Source organism: Mycobacterium sp. IS-1556, assembly GCF_001499985.1.
Taxonomy (GTDB): domain Bacteria; phylum Actinomycetota; class Actinomycetes; order Mycobacteriales; family Mycobacteriaceae; genus Mycobacterium.
On sequence record NZ_LQIM01000002.1, the window covers coordinates 176,980 to 196,234 of the forward strand.

Annotated in this window: 15 protein-coding genes and 1 tRNA gene; 8 read left to right on the forward strand and 8 right to left on the reverse strand. The window is 65.6% G+C overall.

The window, feature by feature from the left end; translation table 11 throughout:
• Positions 1 to 95 precede the first annotated feature (95 nt).
• On the forward strand, positions 96 to 2,135 hold the full coding sequence (locus AU187_RS03870; RefSeq protein WP_059102502.1) for an ATP-binding cassette domain-containing protein: 2,040 nt from the start codon (positions 96 to 98) through the stop codon (positions 2,133 to 2,135).
• On the forward strand, positions 2,132 to 2,980 hold the full coding sequence (locus AU187_RS03875) for a CbiQ family ECF transporter T component (protein WP_059102471.1): 849 nt from the start codon (positions 2,132 to 2,134) through the stop codon (positions 2,978 to 2,980). Before AU187_RS03870 ends, AU187_RS03875 begins: the two co-directional genes overlap by 4 nt.
• A gap of 1 nt (position 2,981) precedes the next feature.
• Here AU187_RS03875 and AU187_RS03880 read toward each other — a convergent pair whose 3' ends face one another.
• The 3 genes from AU187_RS03880 to AU187_RS03890 are packed head-to-tail and all read right to left on the reverse strand — an operon-like array spanning position 2,982 to position 6,011.
• Positions 2,982 to 4,322, reverse strand: coding sequence for an ABC transporter substrate-binding protein (locus AU187_RS03880; protein ID WP_059102472.1), 1,341 nt, complete (start codon positions 4,320 to 4,322; stop codon positions 2,982 to 2,984).
• Positions 4,319 to 5,146: a carbohydrate ABC transporter permease gene (locus AU187_RS03885; protein ID WP_059102473.1), complete on the reverse strand. Its 828-nt coding sequence runs from the start codon at positions 5,144 to 5,146 to the stop codon at positions 4,319 to 4,321. The genes AU187_RS03880 and AU187_RS03885 overlap by 4 nt, the downstream gene beginning before the upstream one ends.
• A complete protein-coding gene (locus AU187_RS03890) occupies positions 5,133 to 6,011 on the reverse strand; it encodes a carbohydrate ABC transporter permease (RefSeq protein WP_059102474.1) in 879 nt (292 codons plus the stop codon). Before AU187_RS03890 ends, AU187_RS03885 begins: the two co-directional genes overlap by 14 nt.
• Positions 6,012 to 6,117: 106 nt before the next feature.
• On the opposite strand from AU187_RS03890, the gene AU187_RS03895 reads away from it, so the two are divergent.
• The 5 genes from AU187_RS03895 (at position 6,118) to AU187_RS03915 (ending at position 11,281) form a co-directional block, all read left to right on the forward strand.
• Positions 6,118 to 7,566 carry a TldD/PmbA family protein gene (locus tag AU187_RS03895; RefSeq protein ID WP_502687729.1) on the forward strand — a complete coding sequence of 483 codons (1,449 nt, stop codon included), beginning with the start codon at positions 6,118 to 6,120 and terminating at the stop codon, positions 7,564 to 7,566.
• A gap of 3 nt (positions 7,567 to 7,569) precedes the next feature.
• Complete coding sequence (locus AU187_RS03900; RefSeq protein ID WP_059102476.1) at positions 7,570 to 8,943, forward strand: metallopeptidase TldD-related protein; 1,374 nt, start codon at positions 7,570 to 7,572, stop codon at positions 8,941 to 8,943.
• Positions 8,944 to 8,995: 52 nt separating this feature from the next.
• Positions 8,996 to 9,802 carry a carboxymuconolactone decarboxylase family protein gene (locus AU187_RS03905; RefSeq protein ID WP_059102503.1) on the forward strand — a complete coding sequence of 269 codons (807 nt, stop codon included), beginning with the start codon at positions 8,996 to 8,998 and terminating at the stop codon, positions 9,800 to 9,802.
• Between the two features lie 118 nt (positions 9,803 to 9,920).
• Positions 9,921 to 9,997, forward strand: a tRNA-Ile gene (locus tag AU187_RS03910).
• Between the two features lie 384 nt (positions 9,998 to 10,381).
• Complete coding sequence (locus AU187_RS03915; protein WP_059102477.1) at positions 10,382 to 11,281, forward strand: alpha/beta hydrolase; 900 nt, start codon at positions 10,382 to 10,384, stop codon at positions 11,279 to 11,281.
• Positions 11,282 to 11,692: 411 nt separating this feature from the next.
• On the opposite strand, the gene AU187_RS03920 is transcribed toward AU187_RS03915, so the two are convergent.
• The 5 genes from AU187_RS03920 to AU187_RS03935 all read right to left on the reverse strand — a co-directional run bounded on the left by AU187_RS03920 (position 11,693) and on the right by AU187_RS03935 (position 16,906).
• Positions 11,693 to 12,214 (reverse strand): hypothetical protein, encoded by a 522-nt coding sequence (locus tag AU187_RS03920; protein WP_156425426.1) that lies wholly within the window; start codon positions 12,212 to 12,214, stop codon positions 11,693 to 11,695.
• A gap of 165 nt (positions 12,215 to 12,379) precedes the next feature.
• Entirely contained in the window at positions 12,380 to 13,630 is a 1,251-nt protein-coding gene (locus AU187_RS03925; RefSeq protein ID WP_059166247.1) for a cytochrome P450, read from the reverse strand.
• A gap of 369 nt (positions 13,631 to 13,999) precedes the next feature.
• Positions 14,000 to 14,185, reverse strand: a complete 186-nt coding sequence (locus AU187_RS25365; RefSeq protein ID WP_156425427.1) for a hypothetical protein — start codon at positions 14,183 to 14,185, stop codon at positions 14,000 to 14,002.
• 253 nt (positions 14,186 to 14,438) lie between these two features.
• Complete coding sequence (locus AU187_RS03930; protein WP_286131857.1) at positions 14,439 to 16,043, reverse strand: ABC transporter permease; 1,605 nt, start codon at positions 16,041 to 16,043, stop codon at positions 14,439 to 14,441.
• Between the two features lie 26 nt (positions 16,044 to 16,069).
• Positions 16,070 to 16,906 carry an ABC transporter ATP-binding protein gene (locus AU187_RS03935; protein WP_172800154.1) on the reverse strand — a complete coding sequence of 279 codons (837 nt, stop codon included), beginning with the start codon at positions 16,904 to 16,906 and terminating at the stop codon, positions 16,070 to 16,072.
• Between the two features lie 475 nt (positions 16,907 to 17,381).
• Between AU187_RS03935 and AU187_RS03940 the strand changes: the two genes are divergently transcribed.
• On the forward strand, positions 17,382 to 19,255 hold a 1,874-nt coding region (locus AU187_RS03940), incomplete at its 3' end, for a condensation domain-containing protein (RefSeq protein WP_082683771.1).

The following is a 19,255-nucleotide window of genomic DNA, read 5'->3' on the forward strand; positions in this document are numbered from 1 at the left end:
TACATAGCTTCGCTATGTGTTTCAAAGCGACGCGTTCATCCGCCGCTCACCGCACCATGAGCGTTGTCGGACTCGCCGGCTGGCAGAATCGTGAAATGACCGTGACCGGGGGCCGAACTCGAGGAAGCGGTCGCTTGCGTCCCGTCGAACTGGCGCAGGCCTCGGTCATGGCAGCGTTGTGCGCGGCCACCGCGATCATCGCGGTGGTGGTCCCGTTCGCGGCCGGGCTGTCACTGCTGGGCACGGTGCCGATGGGCCTGCTGGCGTACAGATACCGGTTGCGGGTCCTGCTCACCGCGACCGTCGCGGGCGGCATCATCGCGTTCCTGATCGCCGGCATGGGCGGCTTCATGACCGTCGTCGACTGTGCCTACATCGGCGGCCTGACCGGCGTCGTCAAGCGCCGCGGCCGTGGCACGCCGACTGTGATCTTCGCCGCACTGATCGCGGGTTCGGTGTTCGGCGCGGCCGTGGTGGTGGCGCTCGCCATCCTGTCGCGACTGCGCCACCTGATCTTCGAGTCGGTGACGGCCAACATCGACGGCCTCGCGGCGGTGATCGCCCGCATCCCGGAAATGGCGGGCGTGGCCGATCGGCTCAAGCGCGACTTTGCGACCGCGCTGGACTATTGGCCCCTGCTGTTCTTCGCCGGCGGGGTGCTTTCCATCACGTTCGTCAGCCTCGTCGGCTGGTGGGCACTGTCGCGGGTGATGGAGCGGCTGGCCGGCATTCCCGATGTGCACAAGCTCGAGTCTTCGAGTGATACCGGTGTGATCGCGCCGGTGCCCACCCGCCTGCACGACGTCCGGTTCCGCTATCCGACCGCCGACCACGACGCGCTGGGTCCGGTCTCGCTGAACGTGGAACCGGGGGAGCATCTCGCCGTGACCGGCGCCAACGGCTCGGGTAAGACGACGTTGATGCTGATGCTTGCCGGGCGCGAACCGACCGCGGGCACCATCGAACGGCCGGGCGCGGTCGGGCTGGGCCGTATCGGCGGCACGGCGGTGATCATGCAGCATCCCGAGAGTCAGGTGCTGGGCACCCGGGTGTCCGACGACGTGGTCTGGGGGCTACCGCCCGGCAAGGCCACCGACGTGGAGCAGTTGCTCGCCGAGGTCGGCCTGAGCGGTCTGGCCGAACGCGACACCGGCGGATTGTCCGGCGGCGAACTACAACGGCTCGCCGTGGCGGCGGCGCTTGCGCGCGAGCCGTCGCTGCTGATCGCCGACGAAGTCACCAGCATGGTCGACCAGCGGGGCCGAGAGGGACTGATGTCGGTGCTGTCGGGGCTGACCCGGCACCACCAGATGTCGCTGGTGCACATCACCCACTACAACGACGAGGCCGACGCTGCGGACCGCGCCGTCAACCTGACCGGAAACGGCGGCGCCGCCGACAACACCGACATGGTGGAATCCGCTGACGCGCCGGCCGCGACCATGCACCGCGGTGCCGGCAACGCCCCGGTGCTGCAACTGCGAGACGTCAGCCACGAGTACGGCAGCGGCACCCCGTGGGCGGCGACGGCGTTGCGCGACATCACGTTCACCGTGCACGAGGGCGACGGCGTGTTGATCCACGGACTGAACGGGTCGGGAAAGTCGACGCTGGCCTGGATCATGGCCGGCCTCATCGAGCCGACCACGGGTGCATGCCTGCTCGACGGGGCGCCGGCATCCGAACAGGTTGGCGCCGTTGCGATCTCCTTCCAGGCCGCCCGATTGCAGCTGATGCGTGCCCGGGTCGACCTCGAGATCGCATCGGCCGCCGGGTTCTCCCCACGCGACCGCGCCCGGGTCGCCGAGGCGCTGTCGACCGTCGGGCTGGATCCGACGATGGCGAGCCGACGCATCGACCAGCTCAGCGGCGGCCAGATGCGCCGCGTGGTCCTCGCCGGGCTGCTCGCCCGCTCGCCGCGCGCGCTGATCCTCGACGAGCCGCTGGCCGGTCTGGACGCCAGCAGCCAACGTGGACTGCTGCGGCTGCTGGAAGACCTACGCCGCCGCGCCGGACTCACCGTCGTCGTGATCTCCCACGACTTCGCGGGACTGGAGGAATTGTGCCCCCGCACATTGCATCTGGCGGGCGGCGTTCTGGTGCCGGCGCCGACGGCGGCGGGAGGCCGCCCATGACGACGGTGTCGACCGGACGGCGTCAGCGCAGGGGCATCGTGCTTCTGCGGCCGGTGCCGGGCAACAGCGTGGTCCACCAACTCTGGGCGGGCACGAAGCTTCTGCTGGTCGCAGCGATCGGCGTGCTGATGACCTTCTATCCGGGATGGGTTCCGATCGGCGCGGTCGCGGTCCTGGTGCTGATCGCGGCATGGCTGGCCGAGATTCCGCGCGGCGTGCTGCCGTCGATACCGCGCTGGCTGTGGATCCTGTTGTTCCTCGGCGGGTTGACGGCCACGTTCGCCGGCGGCAGCCCGGTGATCTCCATGGGCACGGTCGAAGTGGGTCTGGGCGGGCTGCTGAACTTCCTGCGAATCACCGCGCTGTCGGTGGTGCTGCTCGGGCTCGGCGCGATGGTGTCTTGGACCACCAACGTCGCCGAGATCGCCCCCGCCGTCGCAACATTGGGCCGGCCGCTGCGGGCGCTGCGGATACCGGTCGACGAGTGGGCGGTCGCACTGGCGCTGGCGTTGCGGGCCTTCCCGATGCTGATCGACGAGTTCCGGGTGCTCTACGCGGCGCGCAGCCTGCGGCCGAAGCAGATGCCGGCGCGCCGCCGAGGACGGTGGCGCCGATGGTGGCTGGAGGCCATCGACCTGCTCGCGACGGCCATCACCGCCGCGCTGCGGCGCGCCGACGAGATGGGTGACGCGATCACCGCGCGGGGCGGCGCCGGACAGATCTCCGCTGCGCCGTCGCGGCCGAAAACCATTGACTGGTGGGCCTTCCTCATCGTGGCGGTGGTGTGCGGCGCCGCGCTGGCCCTGGAGTTGACCGTCGCCGGGACCAGCGCCGTGACGCGTTGACTCACCGCTGCGCGGCGGCGTTCGCGGCCCGCTGCGCCTCCGTCAGCGTGGTACGCACGTCGCGACGGCCGAGGAACATCTCGTCGAAGTAGGGTTTGAGCGCGTCGAAACCCGCCGCGAATCCCGCGCCGCCGGGCGCGGCGATGCGGGGGCCGTCGAGCACCCTGAAGAACGGGCTCACATCCACGCCGCGCGATCGCCAGTAGTCGTCGTAGACGCGTTGCGCGGCCAGCACCGCCGGAATCGCCGCGCCGCCCGCGCCGAGGTATGCGTTGCCGCGGGTACTGCCCATCCACGCGAGCACCTCACGCACCGCGTCGGGATGCTCGCTGGCCGAGTTGCCGGCCGCAGCAATACCGTTCGTCACGCTGACCCGGCCCGCGGGTCCCGCGGGCAACATCGCGACACCCCAGCGGAAGCGGGCGGCGTCGGCGATCGCCGCCAGGTTGTACGTGCCGGACTGGAACAGCGCCATCCTGCCCTGCAGGAACTGGTTACGGGAGAAGTCGCCGTTGTCGTTGGTCGCCGACGCGGGCGGCGCGACGTGGTCGGTGTTGATCAGCCCCACCAGGTACTCGAACGCGGCCGCGGCCTGCGGATTGTCGAACGCGAACCGGTCGCCGACCGAGAAGACCCCGCCCGCCGAACCGATGTAGTTCAGGTAGATGTTCTGTAAATCATTGGCGGCGTTGTAACCCCACTGCCGGATACGCCGTGGGTCGAAACCCGCTGTGCCCGCGGCCCGGCCGTCGTCGTCCACCGTGAGGCGTGCCAGCAGAGGCCGCAGCGTGTCGACGGCGGGTTCCGGAGACCAGCGCAGCGAGCGCAACTCGCCGGCGTCGACTCCCGCGGCCGCAAGCAGGTCGGCGTTGTAGTACACCGCGATGCCGGCGTCGGTCAACTGCGGCACTGCCCACAGTGCACCGTTGCGGGTGAACTGGTCGACCACCGACGGCTCCCACGCGCGGGATGCGCCCGCGCCCAGGGTGTCTCCGATGTTCAGCAACCGGCCGCTGTCGGCGTATTCGGCGAAGTAGGCGTTGCTGATCCAGAAGATGTCGTCGGCGCCGCCGCCGGCGACGTCGGTGCGCAGAGTGTCGAAGTACGTCGAGTAGGCGACGACGCTCACCCGCACCTCGATGTCGGGGTGCTCGCGACCGAACTCGGCGAACGACGCGCGGTACGCGTCGGCGACCTGCTCGTCCCACAGCCGCACGGTCACCACGGTGCGCCCGGCCGAGTCGCCCGACTGTCCGAGCAGCATGGCGGCCACGAGCAACACCACCGCCGCCAGCACCAATCCCGCCGCGACGAGCGTCGAAAACCGCGGTCGCAAGCTCATTTCAGCCCCGTCACGACGATCGAGCGCACCATGTGGCGGCCCACCGCGACGAACAGCACCAGCAGCGGCACGATCGCCACCGTCGTCGCCGCCATCACCAACGTCCACTGCGCGTTGTACCGCGACTGCAGACCGGCCGTCGCGACCGTCAGTACCTGCCACTCTGCGCCGGTGGTGATCACCAACGGCCACATGAAGCTGTTCCATTGCGAGACAACAGTGATCAGCGCCAGCGTCGCCAGGACCGGTCTGCTCGCGGGCAGCACGACATGCACGATCACGTCGAGCGTGTTGGCGCCGTCGATGCGGGCCGCGTTGATGAGATCGCCCGGAATGGTGCGGAAGTACTCACGCAGCAGGAAGATCGCGTACGGCGAACCGAACATGAACGGAAGCACCAGAGCCCAGAAGGTGTTGCGAAGACCCGCCTCGGCCATCATCAGATACAGCGGGACCACGGTCACGGTCGCCGGCACCATGAGCGTCGCAACGTAGACCCAGAACAGCGCGTCGCGGCCGGGAAACCGCAGACGCGCGAACGCATACGCGGCCAACACGGAGAATGTCAACTGGCCGAGCAGAATGACCGCGGTCATCAGAGCGGTCACCACGACCGCCCGGCCGAACCCGGCGTCGGCCAGGTTCGCGTAGTTCTGCAGGGTCGGCGGGGCCGGCAGCGACAACGGCGACTCGCTGTCGAACCGACGTGGGTCCCGCAGCGAGGTCAGCACGCCGAGCACGAACGGCGCCAGCGTGATCAGCGCGCCGGCAAGCAGAACGGGATAGATGACGACGGCGGAGGCGAACCGGCTAGATGAGGTCATAGCTGATCCGTCGTCGGAAGTACAGATGCTGGACGACCGTCACACCGACCAGCAGGACGAACAGCACCACCGCCATGACCGCGGCCCGTCCCACCGCCGCAGCGCCGAACGCTTCGGCGTAGATGCGGTGCGCCACCAGGTCGGTACGGTTCTGCGGACCGCCGCCGGTCAACGCGTACACCGTGTCGAAAACCTGTGCTGCGCTGATGATCCCGGTCACCAGCACGAAGAACAGCGTCGGCCGCAACATCGGCAGGGTGATGTATCGGAACCGCTGCCATGCCGTCGCGCCGTCGGTGCGCGCCGCGTTGTGGACGTCCTCGGGGATGTTGAGGATGCCGGCGAGAAAGAACAGCGTCACGTAACCCACGTTGGTCCATACGATCACCGCCGAGACGACCGGCAGCGCCAGCGTCGGATCTGTGAGCCACCCGATCTGGTGGCCGAGCATCGCGCTGACCGCGCCGTCGGTGGGAGCGAGGATCCATCGCCACAGCACCGCGATCGCCAGCGGCGCGCAGATCCACGGCAGCACGTACAGCGTCCGGAAGAACCCGCTGCCGGGCAGTCCGCGGGCCAGCAGGGCGGCCGCGGCCAGCCCGAGCAGGGTTTGTGCGGGCACCACGAGCGCGATGAACACCAGCGTGACCACCAACGATGTGCCGAAGGTCGGATCGGTCAGCACCGATTGCCAATTGCGCAGGCCGACATACTGCATCGGGCTCAGCAAGTCCCAGCGGTGCAACGACAGCCACACCACCACGAACATCGGCAGCAGCATGAACGCGACGACTCCGAACAGGCTCGGAGCCAGGAGTGCGTACCCGGTTGCGGTCATGCGGCGGCGCGGTGCCATCCGAGTCATTAAAGCGGGCCGAGCGCGCCACCACTACGGTGGTGGCGTGACAGCCACCCGACGAGTCGATGCCGACTTCCTCGATTTGCCGCGGTATGGGCTGGCCGACGCGGCGATGTCGGCGGCGTTGTCCGCCGGTGCCGGCTACGCGGATCTGCGCATCCACGCGATCACGACGGAGATCGTGCAGTTGCGCGACGGCGAACTGCAGACGGCGGTCGTCGACCGGGAGATCGGTTTCGCGGTGCGGGTGATCGTCGACGGCACGTGGGGGTTCGCCTCGCACGCCGAGCTCAGCACCGCCGTCGCGGCCGAGACTGCGCGCCGCGCCGTGCAGGTGGCCAGGACGCTGGCGCCGCTGAACGCCGAGCGCATCGAGCTGGCGCCCGAACCCGTATACGCCGATGCCAGTTGGGTTTCGGACTACCGGATCGACCCGTTCGATGTGGGTATCAGCGACAAGCTGGCCGTCCTCGGCGAATACTCGGGCCGGCTGCTGGCCGCTGACGGCGTCGACCACGTCTCTGCGGGTCTGCACACCGCGAAGGAGCAGACGTTCTACGCCGACTCATTCGGCTCGACGATCACCCAGCAACGGGTGCGGGTGCAGCCGTCGCTGGATGCGGTCGCCGTCGATCCGGCGGCGGGGACCTTCGAGACGATGCGCACGCTTGCGCCACCCACCGCCCGGGGTTGGGAATACGTGGTCGGCGACGACGTGTGGAACTGGACCGACGAACTCGCCATGCTGCCAACGTGGCTGGCCGAGAAAGTCAAGGCTCCCTCTGTCTCCGCGGGCCCGACGGACCTGGTCATCGACCCATCGAACCTGTGGCTGACGATTCACGAATCCGTCGGCCACGCCACCGAATACGACCGGGCGATCGGCTACGAGGCAGCGTATGCGGGCACGTCCTTCGCCACACCCGACAAGCTCGGCAGCATGCGCTACGGCTCACCGGTGATGAACGTGACCGCCGACCGGACCGTCGAATACGGCCTGGCGACTGTCGGATTCGATGACGAAGGGGTGCAGGCGCAGAAGTGGGACCTGGTCCGCGACGGCATCTTCGTGGGCTATCAACTGGACAGGGTGTTCGCGCCGCGGCTCGGGGTCGGACGGTCCAACGGCTGTGCGTATGCCGACTCGCCGCATCACGTGCCGATCCAGCGGATGCCCAACGTCTCGCTGGAGCCGGCCACCGACGACGTGAGCACCGAGGACCTCATCGCCCGCGTGGATGACGGCATCTACATCGTCGGCGACAAGAGTTGGTCGATCGACATGCAGCGCTACAACTTTCAGTTCACCGGTCAGCGGTTCTTCCGGATCCGCGACGGCCGGCTCGACGGCCAACTGCGCGACGTGGCATACCAAGCGACGACAACAGATTTCTGGGGGTCGCTGGAGGCTGTCGGCGGACCGTCGACGTGGCGGCTCGGCGGGGCGTTCAACTGCGGCAAGGCCCAGCCGGGCCAGGTGGCCGCGGTCAGCCATGGCTGCCCGTCGGCGTTGTTCCGCGGGGTGAACGTGCTCAACACCCGAACCGAGGCAGGGCGGTAGTCGATGATCGGCGCGCAGCAAGTGGTGGAGATCGCGCTGGACGAGGCCGCCCGGCTGGGCAGAGCCGACGAGACGATCGTGGTGGTGACCGACCGCGCCGACGCCTCGCTGCGGTGGGCGGGCAGCTCGATGACCACCAACGGGGAGTCGACGACTCGCTACACGACGGTGATCTCGGTGGTACGCGACGGCAGCGAGTCGCACGTCGGTTCCATGCGCTCCAGCGAGGTGGATCCGACGACGATCGGGGCGCTGGTGGCGGCGTCGCAGGAGGCCGCGCGTTCGGCGCCCGAAGCCCGAGACAGCGCACCGCTGCTGGCGAGTGGTGACATACCACCCGATTGGGACGCCCCCGTACCGAGCGCCGGCGCCGCGGTCTTCTTGCCGGTGGCGGACGGACTGGCCCGCGGGTTCCGCGGCCGCGACCGGTTGTACGGATACGCGCGGCACATCCTCGAGACGACGTTCGTAGCGACCTCGGGTGGGCTGCGACGGCGCTACACGCAGCCGACGGGTTCGGTGGAGATCAACGCCAAGCGGGACGGCGCCAGCGCCTGGGTGGGCGTCAACACCGCTGACTTCAATGATGTGCCAACGGATTCCATGCTCGACGAGCTGTCGATGCGATTGGGGTGGGCGCAACGGGCGGTCGAGTTGCCGGCCGGGCGCTACGAGACGATCCTGCCGCCGTCGGCGGTGGCCGACCTGATGATCTACCTGACGTGGGCGATGGACGGCCGGGGTGCGCAGGAGGGCCGCAGCGCGTTCTCGGCACCGGGCGGCGGTACGCGGGTGGGGGAGAGACTCACCGACCTGCCGCTGACGCTGTATTCCGATCCGTTCGCCGATGGGCTGGCCTGCGCGCCGTTCGTCGCGACGCCGGTGTCGTCGGAACGGGTTTCGGTCTTCGACAACGGGATGGACATCAACCGGGTGGACTGGATACGTGACGGCGCCATCAACGCGTTGGCGTACTCACGGGCGGCGGCCGCGGAGTTCGACACGACCCCGGCGGTGCCGGCGGACAACCTGCTGATGACCGGAGCGCAGGCCGGGCTGGCTGACATGATCGCGGGCACCGAGCGCGGACTGCTGCTGAGCACGCTGTGGTACATCCGCACGGTCGACCCTTCGGTGCTGCTACTGACGGGGCTCACTCGCGACGGCGTCTACCTGGTCGAGGACGGCGAGGTGACGGCTGCCGTCAACAATTTTCGGTTCAACGAGAGCCCGCTCGACCTGTTGCGCCGGGCGACGGAGGCCGGTGTCAGCGAGGTCACGTTGCCGCGCGAGTGGGGCGACTGGGCGACGCGGGCGGCGATGCCGACGCTGCGGATTCCCGACTTTCACATGTCGTCGGTCAGTCAGGCGCAATAATCCCTGGGTGGGCGCTGATGAGTTGGCCGACCGGATCGCCGGATTGGTCGCGATGTCGTCGGGCGATTGCAGGCAGGACACGCTGATCCGGCTGACGTGCGGGCGGGCGTTGTCGTTGCCGCCGCTGCCGGTGGAGGTCGACGTTGTCGACGAGGCCAGCGAAGCCGGTCGGGTGGTGGCGGCGTTCGCCGAGCAGTTCGCGATCGACGTGTCCGGACTCGGCGACAACCAACGCGGGCGGATGTTGGCGACGTTGAGCGACAACGCATTCCGGACAGTTACCGCTATCTTCATCGCCGATTTCGTGCCGCGGGTGTGGGCGGGATGTGAAGCGTTGGGCCTCGGTAGGCCCGGAGATTACAGCGTCGTGGAGTGGGACCACGAGTCGGATCCCGTCGACGCGCTGCTCAACGGATTCGCCCCGGCCGTCGCGCGGTTAGGGGCGCTGGATCCGGTGACCACCGAGATCGTGCGGCTGCGCGGGGCGACGCAGCACAATTGCCGGCTCTGCAAGTCGTTGCGCGAGGGCAACGCGTTGGACTCGGGCGGGTCGGAGGAGTTGTACGAGCAGATCGAGCGCTACGAATCCGCCGCGGGCCTCAGCGACGCGCACAAGGCGGCGCTGCGATACGTCGACGCGTTGATCTGGTCGCCGGCACGGATCGAGGCGGAGGTGGCCGCGGGCGTACGCCGGTACTTTTCGGAGCAGCAGGCCTGGGAGTTGACGCTGGACGTCATGCGCAACGCGACCAACAAGATCGCGGTGTCGCTGGCCGCCGACGCGCCCCGGATCGCCGAGGGCACAGAGCGGTACTCGATCGGCGCCGATGGGCAGCCGGTGTACGCCGACATAGCTTAGGGGGCGCTGGCTGTCGGCGAACTATTGGCCGGTAGCGACAAATTCGCGGGGAGCGAATCAGTCGCTGCGCGGTGCACAGTGGAGCATGTGGGAACATTGGTGCCGCGCAGCGCGCCCGGGGGCGGTAGCTCAGTTGGTTAGAGCCGCGGACTCATAATCCGTTGGTCGCGGGTTCGAGCCCCGCCCGCCCCACCAAGTGTTTGTCCAGCTCAGAGTCTATTTTCGACATTGCGCCGCGGGCCGTTGCGGCCTTGAAAACGCCTCTGTGACAGCGGCGTGACAGCGGTACGGGCCGTAGCAAACTTGGCCCCCAAAGCCGGGACCTTGGCGGGGTCGAGGAAGTAAAAACCCAATTCCCAGTAGGCGCGTCCACCAACGATCTCTACATGGCCGCCGACCCAACGGGTTGGCACCCCGCCTGGGTTCGCCAATCACGCGGAAGGTCCGCGTCGGGCTAGCGGTAGCTGCCATCATCGCAGGCATGCTCGTTTTGATGGGATTCATCAACGACAGCGAAGACGGTCTGCATGCTCTTAACGAGACCAGCCAGAAGTGACCTCGTTCACGTCGGGACCAGATATGGACCCTGCCTTGCGGACTGCGGCCAGAATTCTCCCGAGGGGCTATGCCCTCAGCCGTGGACTTAGGGTGCAGCGTGCGGCTATGACGCTGTTGGGACGCATCCTCGCCGTTCGTGACGTGCCGGTGGTGGCGGTCGATGCTGATGTGAGTGTGCGCCTGCATCGTCCCGCGCGCCTTGCTGATCCGGCGCCTGCGCTGCTGTGGATCCACGGCGGTGGGTTCGTGATGGGCAGCGCGCGACAGGAAGATGGCTTCTGCCGCAGGCTGTCTCACTTGGCAAACGTCGCGATTGCGGCCGTCGATTTCAGGTTGCCGCCCGAACATCCACATCCTGCTCCGCTGGAAGACTGCTACGCGGCGCTGCTGTGGTTGGCGCAGCAGCCTTGGGTTGATTCGTCACGCGTCGCGATCGGCGGTCTCAGCTCCGGTGGTGGGCTAGCAGCGGCATTGGCGTTTCTGGCCCGCGATCGCGGCGAGATCCAGCTGGCCTTTCAATTGCTGTCCCAACCGAACCTCGACGACCGCACCGGCAGTCACGCCACGGGTCGCCGTCGCCTGATCTGGTCGGAGGGTGACAACCGCCAAGCCTGGCGATGGTATCTGGGTGACGCTGACCCGGCGGTCGCGAGCCCGGCGCGGCGTACCGACCTCACCGGGCTGGCACCGGCCTGGATCGGCACCGGCTCGTTGGACTTGCTGCATGACGAGGCCGTCGAGTACGGCAGGCGCCTGAATGAGGCGGGCACGCCCTGTCACGTCGAGATTGCGGCCGGTGCCTTCCACACGTTTGATTTGATCGTGCCGGACGCGCCGGTGTCGTTGACATTCTTCGCCAGCCAACGCGATCAGCTGCGGGCCGCGCTGACTGATTACCCAAAGCCAAGGGACGCAAAGTGATTCAGCCTCGGCTCCGTGACTTCGGCTTCACAGCAGGAGTAGCTGTCAGTTTTCGCGCTAGCTCCGTAGTCGATGCCGGTTCGGGCTCTGGCTCTGGTTCGCTGATGCGTTCGAGGTTCGTCGCGTCTCGGCGCCAAACGTAGCCCGCAACATCGGTGAAATACATCTCCGGTTCTATCGTGTAGTCGGCCTGGTCCGTCTGGTACGCAACAATTGCTGACTGTCCGGGTGCCAAGTGTGAGGGCCAGTCGTCGCGGGTCGAGCCCCGCCCGCCCCACTTCAGACGTGTATTAGTGCGGTTGAGGCTTGACATTTCGGCTTCGGTTGATGGCTGACAGTGTTTCGGCTGATGCTTGACAGTTACTTCGGTTGATTGGTGACACTGCGAGGACAGGGCACGCGGCTTTCTGGCTACGGGTAGTCCACGCGGGGAAACTGTATGGTTTCGGCCTCTTCTTCCGCCTCACGCCGTACCGTGACCTCCCGCGCCCGAGCTTCGGCGGCCAAGGCTCGGGCTTCAGCGGCCTTTGCTTGCGCCCACAACTCGGTTGCGCGGCGTCGCGCTTCGCCCGCCTCCACCCATACGCGTTCTTCTGATCCCAGCGGCGGCAGATTCGGCTCCGAATACATGCTCGCGTGCGGACTGCGTGGTTGACGGTTGCGCTCCTGCGTCTGGTGCTCGGCCTCCTCCTGCTGGGCCGCGCAGACTTCAACGACGATCAGCGCCGCACTGGCCAGCAACAGCAGCGGCACGAACACGTACGGGTAAATGGCCACCCCCGCCAAACCGAGGACCGTCAACGGCACCGCGATCACCCCGACGGCCCACGGATACCGCTCGCTGAATTCGAGGACCCTCGCCCGCATCGCGAGCGCTCGCGCGGTCCATAGACGGAGATCCGGACTGCGAAAGACCTTCTTCGAAGACCCCACGATTCCATCCCTTCGCGGAGACGTGACCTTCCCATTGTGACCGACCGCCCGACGGTCACGTCGATGCCACGCAGCGCCGTCGGCAACGAAGTCATCACAGCACCTCTTCGGGATGAACCTTCGACCGAGCCGGTCAGTTGTCTCGTGGTCGTCGCGAGTAGCGGCTCAGCCGATGGGGGTGAACTCCAGGTGCAGTTCCTTGAGGCGCCGGAAAAGAAAGGTTTGATCCCATTGGAGTCGACGCTCCCCGGCCCGACCGTGTTCGGCTTCCGAAAGCCGAATGTCGGCCATCCGGTCGAGGATGCGCCCCAAGCTCACTCGCGCTTCGGCCCGTGCGATCGGGGCGCCCGGACAGGAGTGCACACCACGGCCGAATGCAATGTGCTGCAATATATTCGGGCGACCAAGGCGGAATTCGTCGGGCTCGTCGAACCGACGTGGATCGCGGTTTGCCGCACCGTTCATCACCAGTACGCTGGTACCAGGCTGTGCTGCGACATCGCCGATCTTGGTGGTCCGCCGCGCCATCCGAAAATTCGACTTTATCGGGCTTTCGAAGCGGAGCATTTCCTCGATGAAGGCCGAGATCTTTGAGCGGTCGGAGCGCAACTCCTCTTGCAGGTTTGGTCGCTCCGCAAGCATCAGCATCGCGAGACTGAGCAGATCGATCGTCGTGCCGTGACCGGCGGCGAACATGAACGTGGCGACCCGGGCGACATCAATCGCGTCGGGTGTCGTGCCGTCGGGAAACTTCGCCAGCGCAAGCTCGGTCAGAACGTCTTCGCGCGGCTCGCGCCGGCGCTCCTCGATGTAGTCGACGAACCATTCCTCTTTCACGCCAACGAATCCGCTGCGTTCACCTTCGAGCCTGCTCGCTCTGGCCGCGCGTCGGAATCGCTCACGGTCGCCCTCGGGTACGTCCAGCAGGTCGGTGATCGCGTCCAGCGTAAAGGGAAAGTTGTAGTCGAGGACGATCTCGCACTTGCCCTTCTCGACGAAGCGGTTGATCTGTTCGTCGGCCAGACGCCACAGTGAGTCCTCGTTGTTCTTCAACTGTTTCGGGGTGAACAACCGGCTCAACAGAGAGCGGTGCGCGGTGTGCTTGGGAGGGTCAAACGAGATGAAGTAGTCGCCGAACGTAACCCGGTGGCGGTGCTGTTCGATCAGATCTGAGATGTCGTCACGGTCGGCCTCGACCGGGATTCCCGACCATGGTCCGCTGACGATATTGCAGACCGACAGGTTACGGTCGACGTCGACTTGCGCGGCAACGGCCTCGTCGTAGCCGGACACCATCACCACACCATGCGCCGGCTCACGCCATACCGGGCATTGACGGATCGCGTCGTAATAGCCGTATGGATCATCGACGAGTGACTTGTCGGTGAAAAAGTCGAGATTCTCAAGCCCGCCCACTGCTGCGCCTCCCTCGCGTAGCTACACGCATTTTATTCGCTCGCCAGACGCCCGTACATGGCCTTTGGAAAATGTGCGGGACGCGATTGGCTCCCAGCCCGCGGCGGTGCGCGACGCCGGTCAGCCGCACCCATGTTGAGTGCCGCTAGCCTCGACAGGCACGATCAGCAAGTATGACCCCGTCCCGTGCCGCGGCTGTCCGCTCACGTCGGAACCGTCGTCACTTACAGTGCGACACCCGGGCTGCCTCGTCGGCCTCGATGGAACTGTGCACAAGCGGAGGGGCGCCGCAGCGGGTGTGAAGGCTTTGCCGACGCTCACCCGATTCATGGTTGAGGGACGACACTTCCGCGGCCGACTTACGCCGGCTCAAGCCTGCAGTTCGGTCACGTTTTGAGTTGGCGACAGCGAGGCCTCGTTCACTTCCGCATACAGGTCATTGGCGCGAGCCTGTTCTGCTGCAAGCAGTTCCAGAGCCGCGACTGCTCGCCGGAGGAGCTCGAGGGATTCCTCGGCAGTCTCCTTCAGTTCATAGAAATTTGGTATCAAACCCATCGGAGTACCCTCCCATCGCGAGCCGGATCTTCAAGCCGTCTTCTCGATAGTGTTTGCTGTTCCGGATCATCGTGAGCCAGCTGATCGATGATTCGATCACCAGCTTGCGCCCGCGCTGCACTCTCGATACGCGGGATCCTCCACGATGGTAACGTTCCAGAGCTTCCCGGGCGAGGGGAATGGAGCCGGTCGCAGCAAAGAATGAGTGCGGTCGCCGATGACGCGCAGAATGGGCCGAAGCCGAAGCGCTTGCTCATGTTGCTACATCGCGCCGGACGTACCCACACACGCCGAGCGCAGTCAGGATCGTGCCGATCAGCACGAGAATTATGGTAGCTGTCCAGTGCGGTGGCACCTCGGGTACCGCGGCGAGGTGGGCCCATGGCGATAGGTTGGCCACCCAGCGCGGCACGTTAGTTGTCTGCATGATCGCGTTCACCAAAAACCCACCCACAAGCGGCAATGCACCGATTGCGCCGGCAGCGGATGGGAACCATCCGACTCCAACTGCGGCGGCACCCGCCGCCAGCAATGCCACGGGAAGTGAATTCAGCGCGCCCGCAAGGGCGTCGGGGAACTGCAGCGGGGCGCCGGTGATCTTCGCACCGCTCCACATCGCGACTGCCGCTGTGCAATGCAGCGCAAGGACCGCACAAGCGGTGACCGCGATCTCAGCCGACATCAGACGCACGCGCGAAATTGGCTGAGCGAACAGCAGCGTCCAGCGACCGACCTGCTCATCGGCGACGAACGTGGCGAGGCGCATCGCAGCGTAGAGACCGGTGGCCACCGGCAGCAGGCTGAACAGGGGTGCAGCGAAGACATTCACAGAATCGAAGCTGCTGCTGATCCCTGCATCAGCGGCCAATTCAGCGATGTGCGGATTTGTCTGAAAGAACTCGAGGACCAAGGCGAGCAACGCGCCCATCAGAAGGAAAAAGGCGGCGACGCCGACCGCCCACCCGAACGTTATCCGCGCGGCGCGGCGAAGAGCGAACCCGCCGATATTACGCAACAGTCGCGTTCGTGGAGGACGACTTGGCGGCACCGTCACAATCCCGTCGCCCAGATCGCGGTGGCGGGCCGTAAGGAGAGTCGCTCCGGCCAACGCGATCGGAAACGCACTCAACACGGCCAGCGGGAGGGCGCGGTTGTCGGCGTACGGCGCCGCGCGTGCTGCCAGCCCGAACGGGGTCACCCACGCCAACCACGCCAGTCCAGGTGAGGAATCGGCGGCCATGCGCAGCGTCAATCCCACACCCAGAGCCGCAACAGATAATGCCGTCGCACCGGATCTCGCCGGCATGATTTGCGCGGCGAGTAGAGCGGTTGTCGCAAAAGTCAGTGCCACCAACGTGATTCCGCTTGCATAGAGCAGCGCCCCTGCCAGTTCAGTACGTGCCGCCGAGAGGCCCGTCGCGACGGTTACTCCGATCAGCATTGCGGATGCAGCGAGGGCGGTCAGGCAGCGGACGACCAGGTCCTCCATTCGCAGGCGTCCCGCGAGCAGCAAACCCCATCGACCGGCATCCTCCTCACCGCGGGTGATACGTGTGGTTGTCAGGATGATCCAGAGACTGACGAGCACCAAGATGAGTGTGCCGGTGCGCCACACCGTGAAACCGCCGGGATTGTCGAGAGCGACCGGTGGGCCCAACAGAATCTTCTCGGCGGGATTTCCAGCCATCGCACGCATTGCCGATTCATCCAGCAAGCTGTTGATCACCTGGTATTGGCTGGCGACGACCGCCGACATGACGCCGCACACCAAGGCGACCCCAATGGCACCACGGCGAACTTGACGCACAGCCAACCGGCTCACCGCTCGTCCGGGCGCAACGTGCGGCACGGCGGTCACCAGCGAACCGGCCAGCGTGCCGGCTGTCATCGCTGTGCCTCTCCGTAGTAATCGAGAAAGATCTCTTCGAGTGTCGGCTGGTGCATCGAAAGCGCCGTGATGTCGGCGGTGGCCAGAGCTCGAAGTGCGATCGCCGGTGACCCAGTCACGCTGAACCGCAACCGTCCGCCACCGAGTTCCTCGATGTTCGACACCCCCGCGATATCTCCGAGGGACGGCGAGACGCCGTGATAGGAAACCTCGACTACAGTGCGGCGCAATCGGCGTAACTCAGCGAGGCTGTCGACTTCCACGAGTCGCCCGGCACGCAGAATCGCTACCCGGTCGCAGACGGCTTCTACCTCATCCAGCTGATGAGAGCTGAGGAACACCGTCTGGCCTCGCTCGCGCGCTTCTGCGACACAGCTACGAAATACTCTCTCCATCAACGGATCCATGCCGCTCGTCGGCTCGTCAAGCACGAGAAGCGGCGCGCGCGTCACGAATGCTGCGATAAGGGCCACCTTCTGCCTGTTGCCGGTCGAATAGGTCCGGGCCGGCTTGTCGAGATCGAGATGGAATCGGGCGACCAACTCGTCGCGGTACGCCGCGTCAACACCTGGTCCGACGCGGCCGAGCAGCTCGAGAATTTCGGCACCGGTCAGTCGCGGCCAGAGAGAGACATCGGCCGGGACGTATGCGAGGTGACGGTGGGCTCGACGCACGTCTCCCGCTGAGCAACCGAAAATCCTTGCACTGCCTGAATTCGGGCGTATCAATCCGAGTAGCAGACGGATCGTCGTCGACTTGCCGGCACCGTTGGGACCCAAGAACCCGAACACTTCGCCGGGCGCGACGGTCATGCTCAAGTCCTCGACTGCCATCACGCGGCCGAACCGTTTGGTCAGACCGTCGCACCGGATGGCGGGGTCGAAAGCAGTACCTGCCGGGTACTCCACGCCCTGAAGAGTAGGCCACTCGAGGGGCTGTCGGAGGATCCTCTCAGTATTGCTGGTCCATGGCAGCAACGCCGAGCATTTTGTTCGCTGGCATAACTAAGTTGCGACGAAACCACTTCGTCGGATCGGTAGGCCGACGACCGCCAAGTAACGTCCGTAACAGGCGGAAAAGGGTCTGCGGTCACGTCGGGAAGCTGTGTTTGGCGGCCGCCCCCGTGGCGCGCGCGCACGTTACTGAATTATCGCAGAAGTCGAATAGAAAACTTTGCCAAAAGCCACCCGGACGTGCCAGGCGTCAGTAGGGTTCTGCAGAACTGGTTCGGCTACGTTGCGCGCTGAGTGGGTCGGGGGAAGCCGGACTTCTTATATGTGATGCCCTGGCGGGGGTTGGGGGAGTCGGATGGAAATCGGTGACCGCACCTTTCCGCTGACGCGAGGACAGCGCGACATCTGGCTTGCAGAGAAAACGGGCAGCTTCGGTGCGAAGTGGCAGCTGGGCGAGCTCTTGCGAATCGAAGGCAGGGTAGATCCCGATTTGCTCGAGCGGGCGATCACCGAAGCGGTGCGCGAGGCCGAGCCACTCAGAGCCGCCTTCTTCGAGATGGATGGCCATGCTTTTCAACGAACGGTCGACTACCCGCACGTACAGCTAGCTCGCTACGACCTGGTCGCCTCACTGGACCCCGGACACGACGCTTATCAGCTGGCCTCATCGATACAACGGGAATTAATGCCGCTAAGCGGCCCGCTGTTCAAATTCGCGTTGATCCAAACTCGCGTCGATGAATTTTATTGGTTCGTGTGCTGCCATCACATCGTGGTCGACGGAATCGGCCTCGCTCTTGTTTGTCACCGGATCGCGGAAATTTATACGGCAATGGCAAGGAGCGAGCCAATTCCGCCCGCTTTCTTCGGGTCGTTGAGTGATCTCATTCGTTGCGAACTTGAATATGAAGCGTCGACCGATTACCTCAATGATCAGACCTATTGGACGAGGAATCTTCCGCCGGAAAACGAAGCGCGTTATCGGCTGGCATTCGCGGCCGGAGGCGAGCGTGCCGACGAGCCTCCCACGCCGGTTCAAGTGGACCCCTCCGCGGTCGCTGGGATTCAGCAGTTGTCACAAACTTTGGGCGTGCGTCGATCAGCGGTGATCACCGCAGCGTGCGGTCTTCTCGTGCGCGCGTTCGACACCGAGAGTCCGGAGGTGGCGCTCGACTTTCCGGTAAGCCGGCGTGTGCGTCCGGAGATACAGGTGGTCCCCGGAATGATCTCCGGCTTCGTGCCACTGATGTTGAAAGCGTCGCCGAGGGCGGCCGTCACCGATTTCTGCAAGCTTGTCGACACGCAAATGCGGGCGGCCCTTGAGCATCAACGGTTTCCCGTGCACGTTCTCGAGAACAATGCGGGATTGCGGGGCTCCGGACATGCGTCGAACCGGGTCGTCATAAATTTCATTCCGGGTACACATATGGGGCACCTCGGCGATGCCGCTGGATCGGGAACTCTGACCCATGCCGGCCCTGTCCAATTCGGGTTGGTTTTCTTCAGGGACGGTGATCAGCTCTTCATCAGCACCGTGGGCGCTCAACAATTCTTTTCGAATTGTGATGTGGGCGATTTAGCAGAGCGGTTGGCGCGGGTTCTGACGGCGATGGCTGCTGATCCGGGGCGGTCGTTGTCGTCGGTGGATTTGCTTGACGAGTTCGAGCATGCCCGACTCGATGAGATCGGTAACCGTTCGGTCCTGACCGCAGTGGGTCCCGCGCCGGTGTCGATTCCCGCGTTGTTCGCCGCACGGGTGGCCCAGAAACCGGAAGCGATAGCCCTGGTGTGGGAGGGCTGTTCGTGGACCTACCGAGAGGTTGATGAGGCTGCAAATCGGTTGGCTCACCTCCTGGCTGCCGAAGGTGTGGGTCCGGGAACGTGTGTGCTGCTGTTGGTGGAGCGTTCGGCTCAGGCGATCATCGCGATCCTGGCGGTGCTCAAGACCGGAGCGGCATATCTACCGATTGATCCGGCGGCACCGAATGCACGTATCAACTTCATGATTGCCGACGCTGCGCCGGTGGTCGCAATCACCAGCTCCGGTTTGGCCGGGCGGCTGGATGAGTGCGGTGTGGTGGTGATTGATGTTGATGATCCGCGTATTGACAGTCAATCGAGCGGCCCGTTGCCGGTTCCTGGTGGTGATGGAATCGCTTATCTGATTTACACCTCGGGCACTACTGGTACGCCCAAGGGGGTGGCGGTCACCCATGCCAATGTGACGCA

Bases quoted from the DNA above. Each gene is read 5' to 3' on its own strand.
- AU187_RS03880 (WP_059102472.1), bottom strand. From the start codon at position 4,322: ATGAGCTTGCGACCGCGGTTTTCGACGCTCGTCGCGGCGGGATTGGTG.
- AU187_RS03905 (WP_059102503.1), top strand. From the start codon at position 8,996: ATGTCGTCGGGCGATTGCAGGCAGGACACGCTGATCCGGCTGACGTGC.
- AU187_RS03885 (WP_059102473.1), bottom strand. From the start codon at position 5,146: ATGACCTCATCTAGCCGGTTCGCCTCCGCCGTCGTCATCTATCCCGTT.
- AU187_RS03935 (WP_172800154.1), bottom strand. From the start codon at position 16,906: ATGGCAGTCGAGGACTTGAGCATGACCGTCGCGCCCGGCGAAGTGTTC.
- AU187_RS25365 (WP_156425427.1), bottom strand. From the start codon at position 14,185: ATGGGTTTGATACCAAATTTCTATGAACTGAAGGAGACTGCCGAGGAA.
- AU187_RS03875 (WP_059102471.1), top strand. From the start codon at position 2,132: ATGACGACGGTGTCGACCGGACGGCGTCAGCGCAGGGGCATCGTGCTT.
- AU187_RS03870 (WP_059102502.1), top strand. From the start codon at position 96: ATGACCGTGACCGGGGGCCGAACTCGAGGAAGCGGTCGCTTGCGTCCC.
- AU187_RS03900 (WP_059102476.1), top strand. From the start codon at position 7,570: ATGATCGGCGCGCAGCAAGTGGTGGAGATCGCGCTGGACGAGGCCGCC.
- AU187_RS03915 (WP_059102477.1), top strand. From the start codon at position 10,382: ATGGACCCTGCCTTGCGGACTGCGGCCAGAATTCTCCCGAGGGGCTAT.
- AU187_RS03890 (WP_059102474.1), bottom strand. From the start codon at position 6,011: ATGACTCGGATGGCACCGCGCCGCCGCATGACCGCAACCGGGTACGCA.
- AU187_RS03895 (WP_502687729.1), top strand. From the start codon at position 6,118: ATGTCGGCGGCGTTGTCCGCCGGTGCCGGCTACGCGGATCTGCGCATC.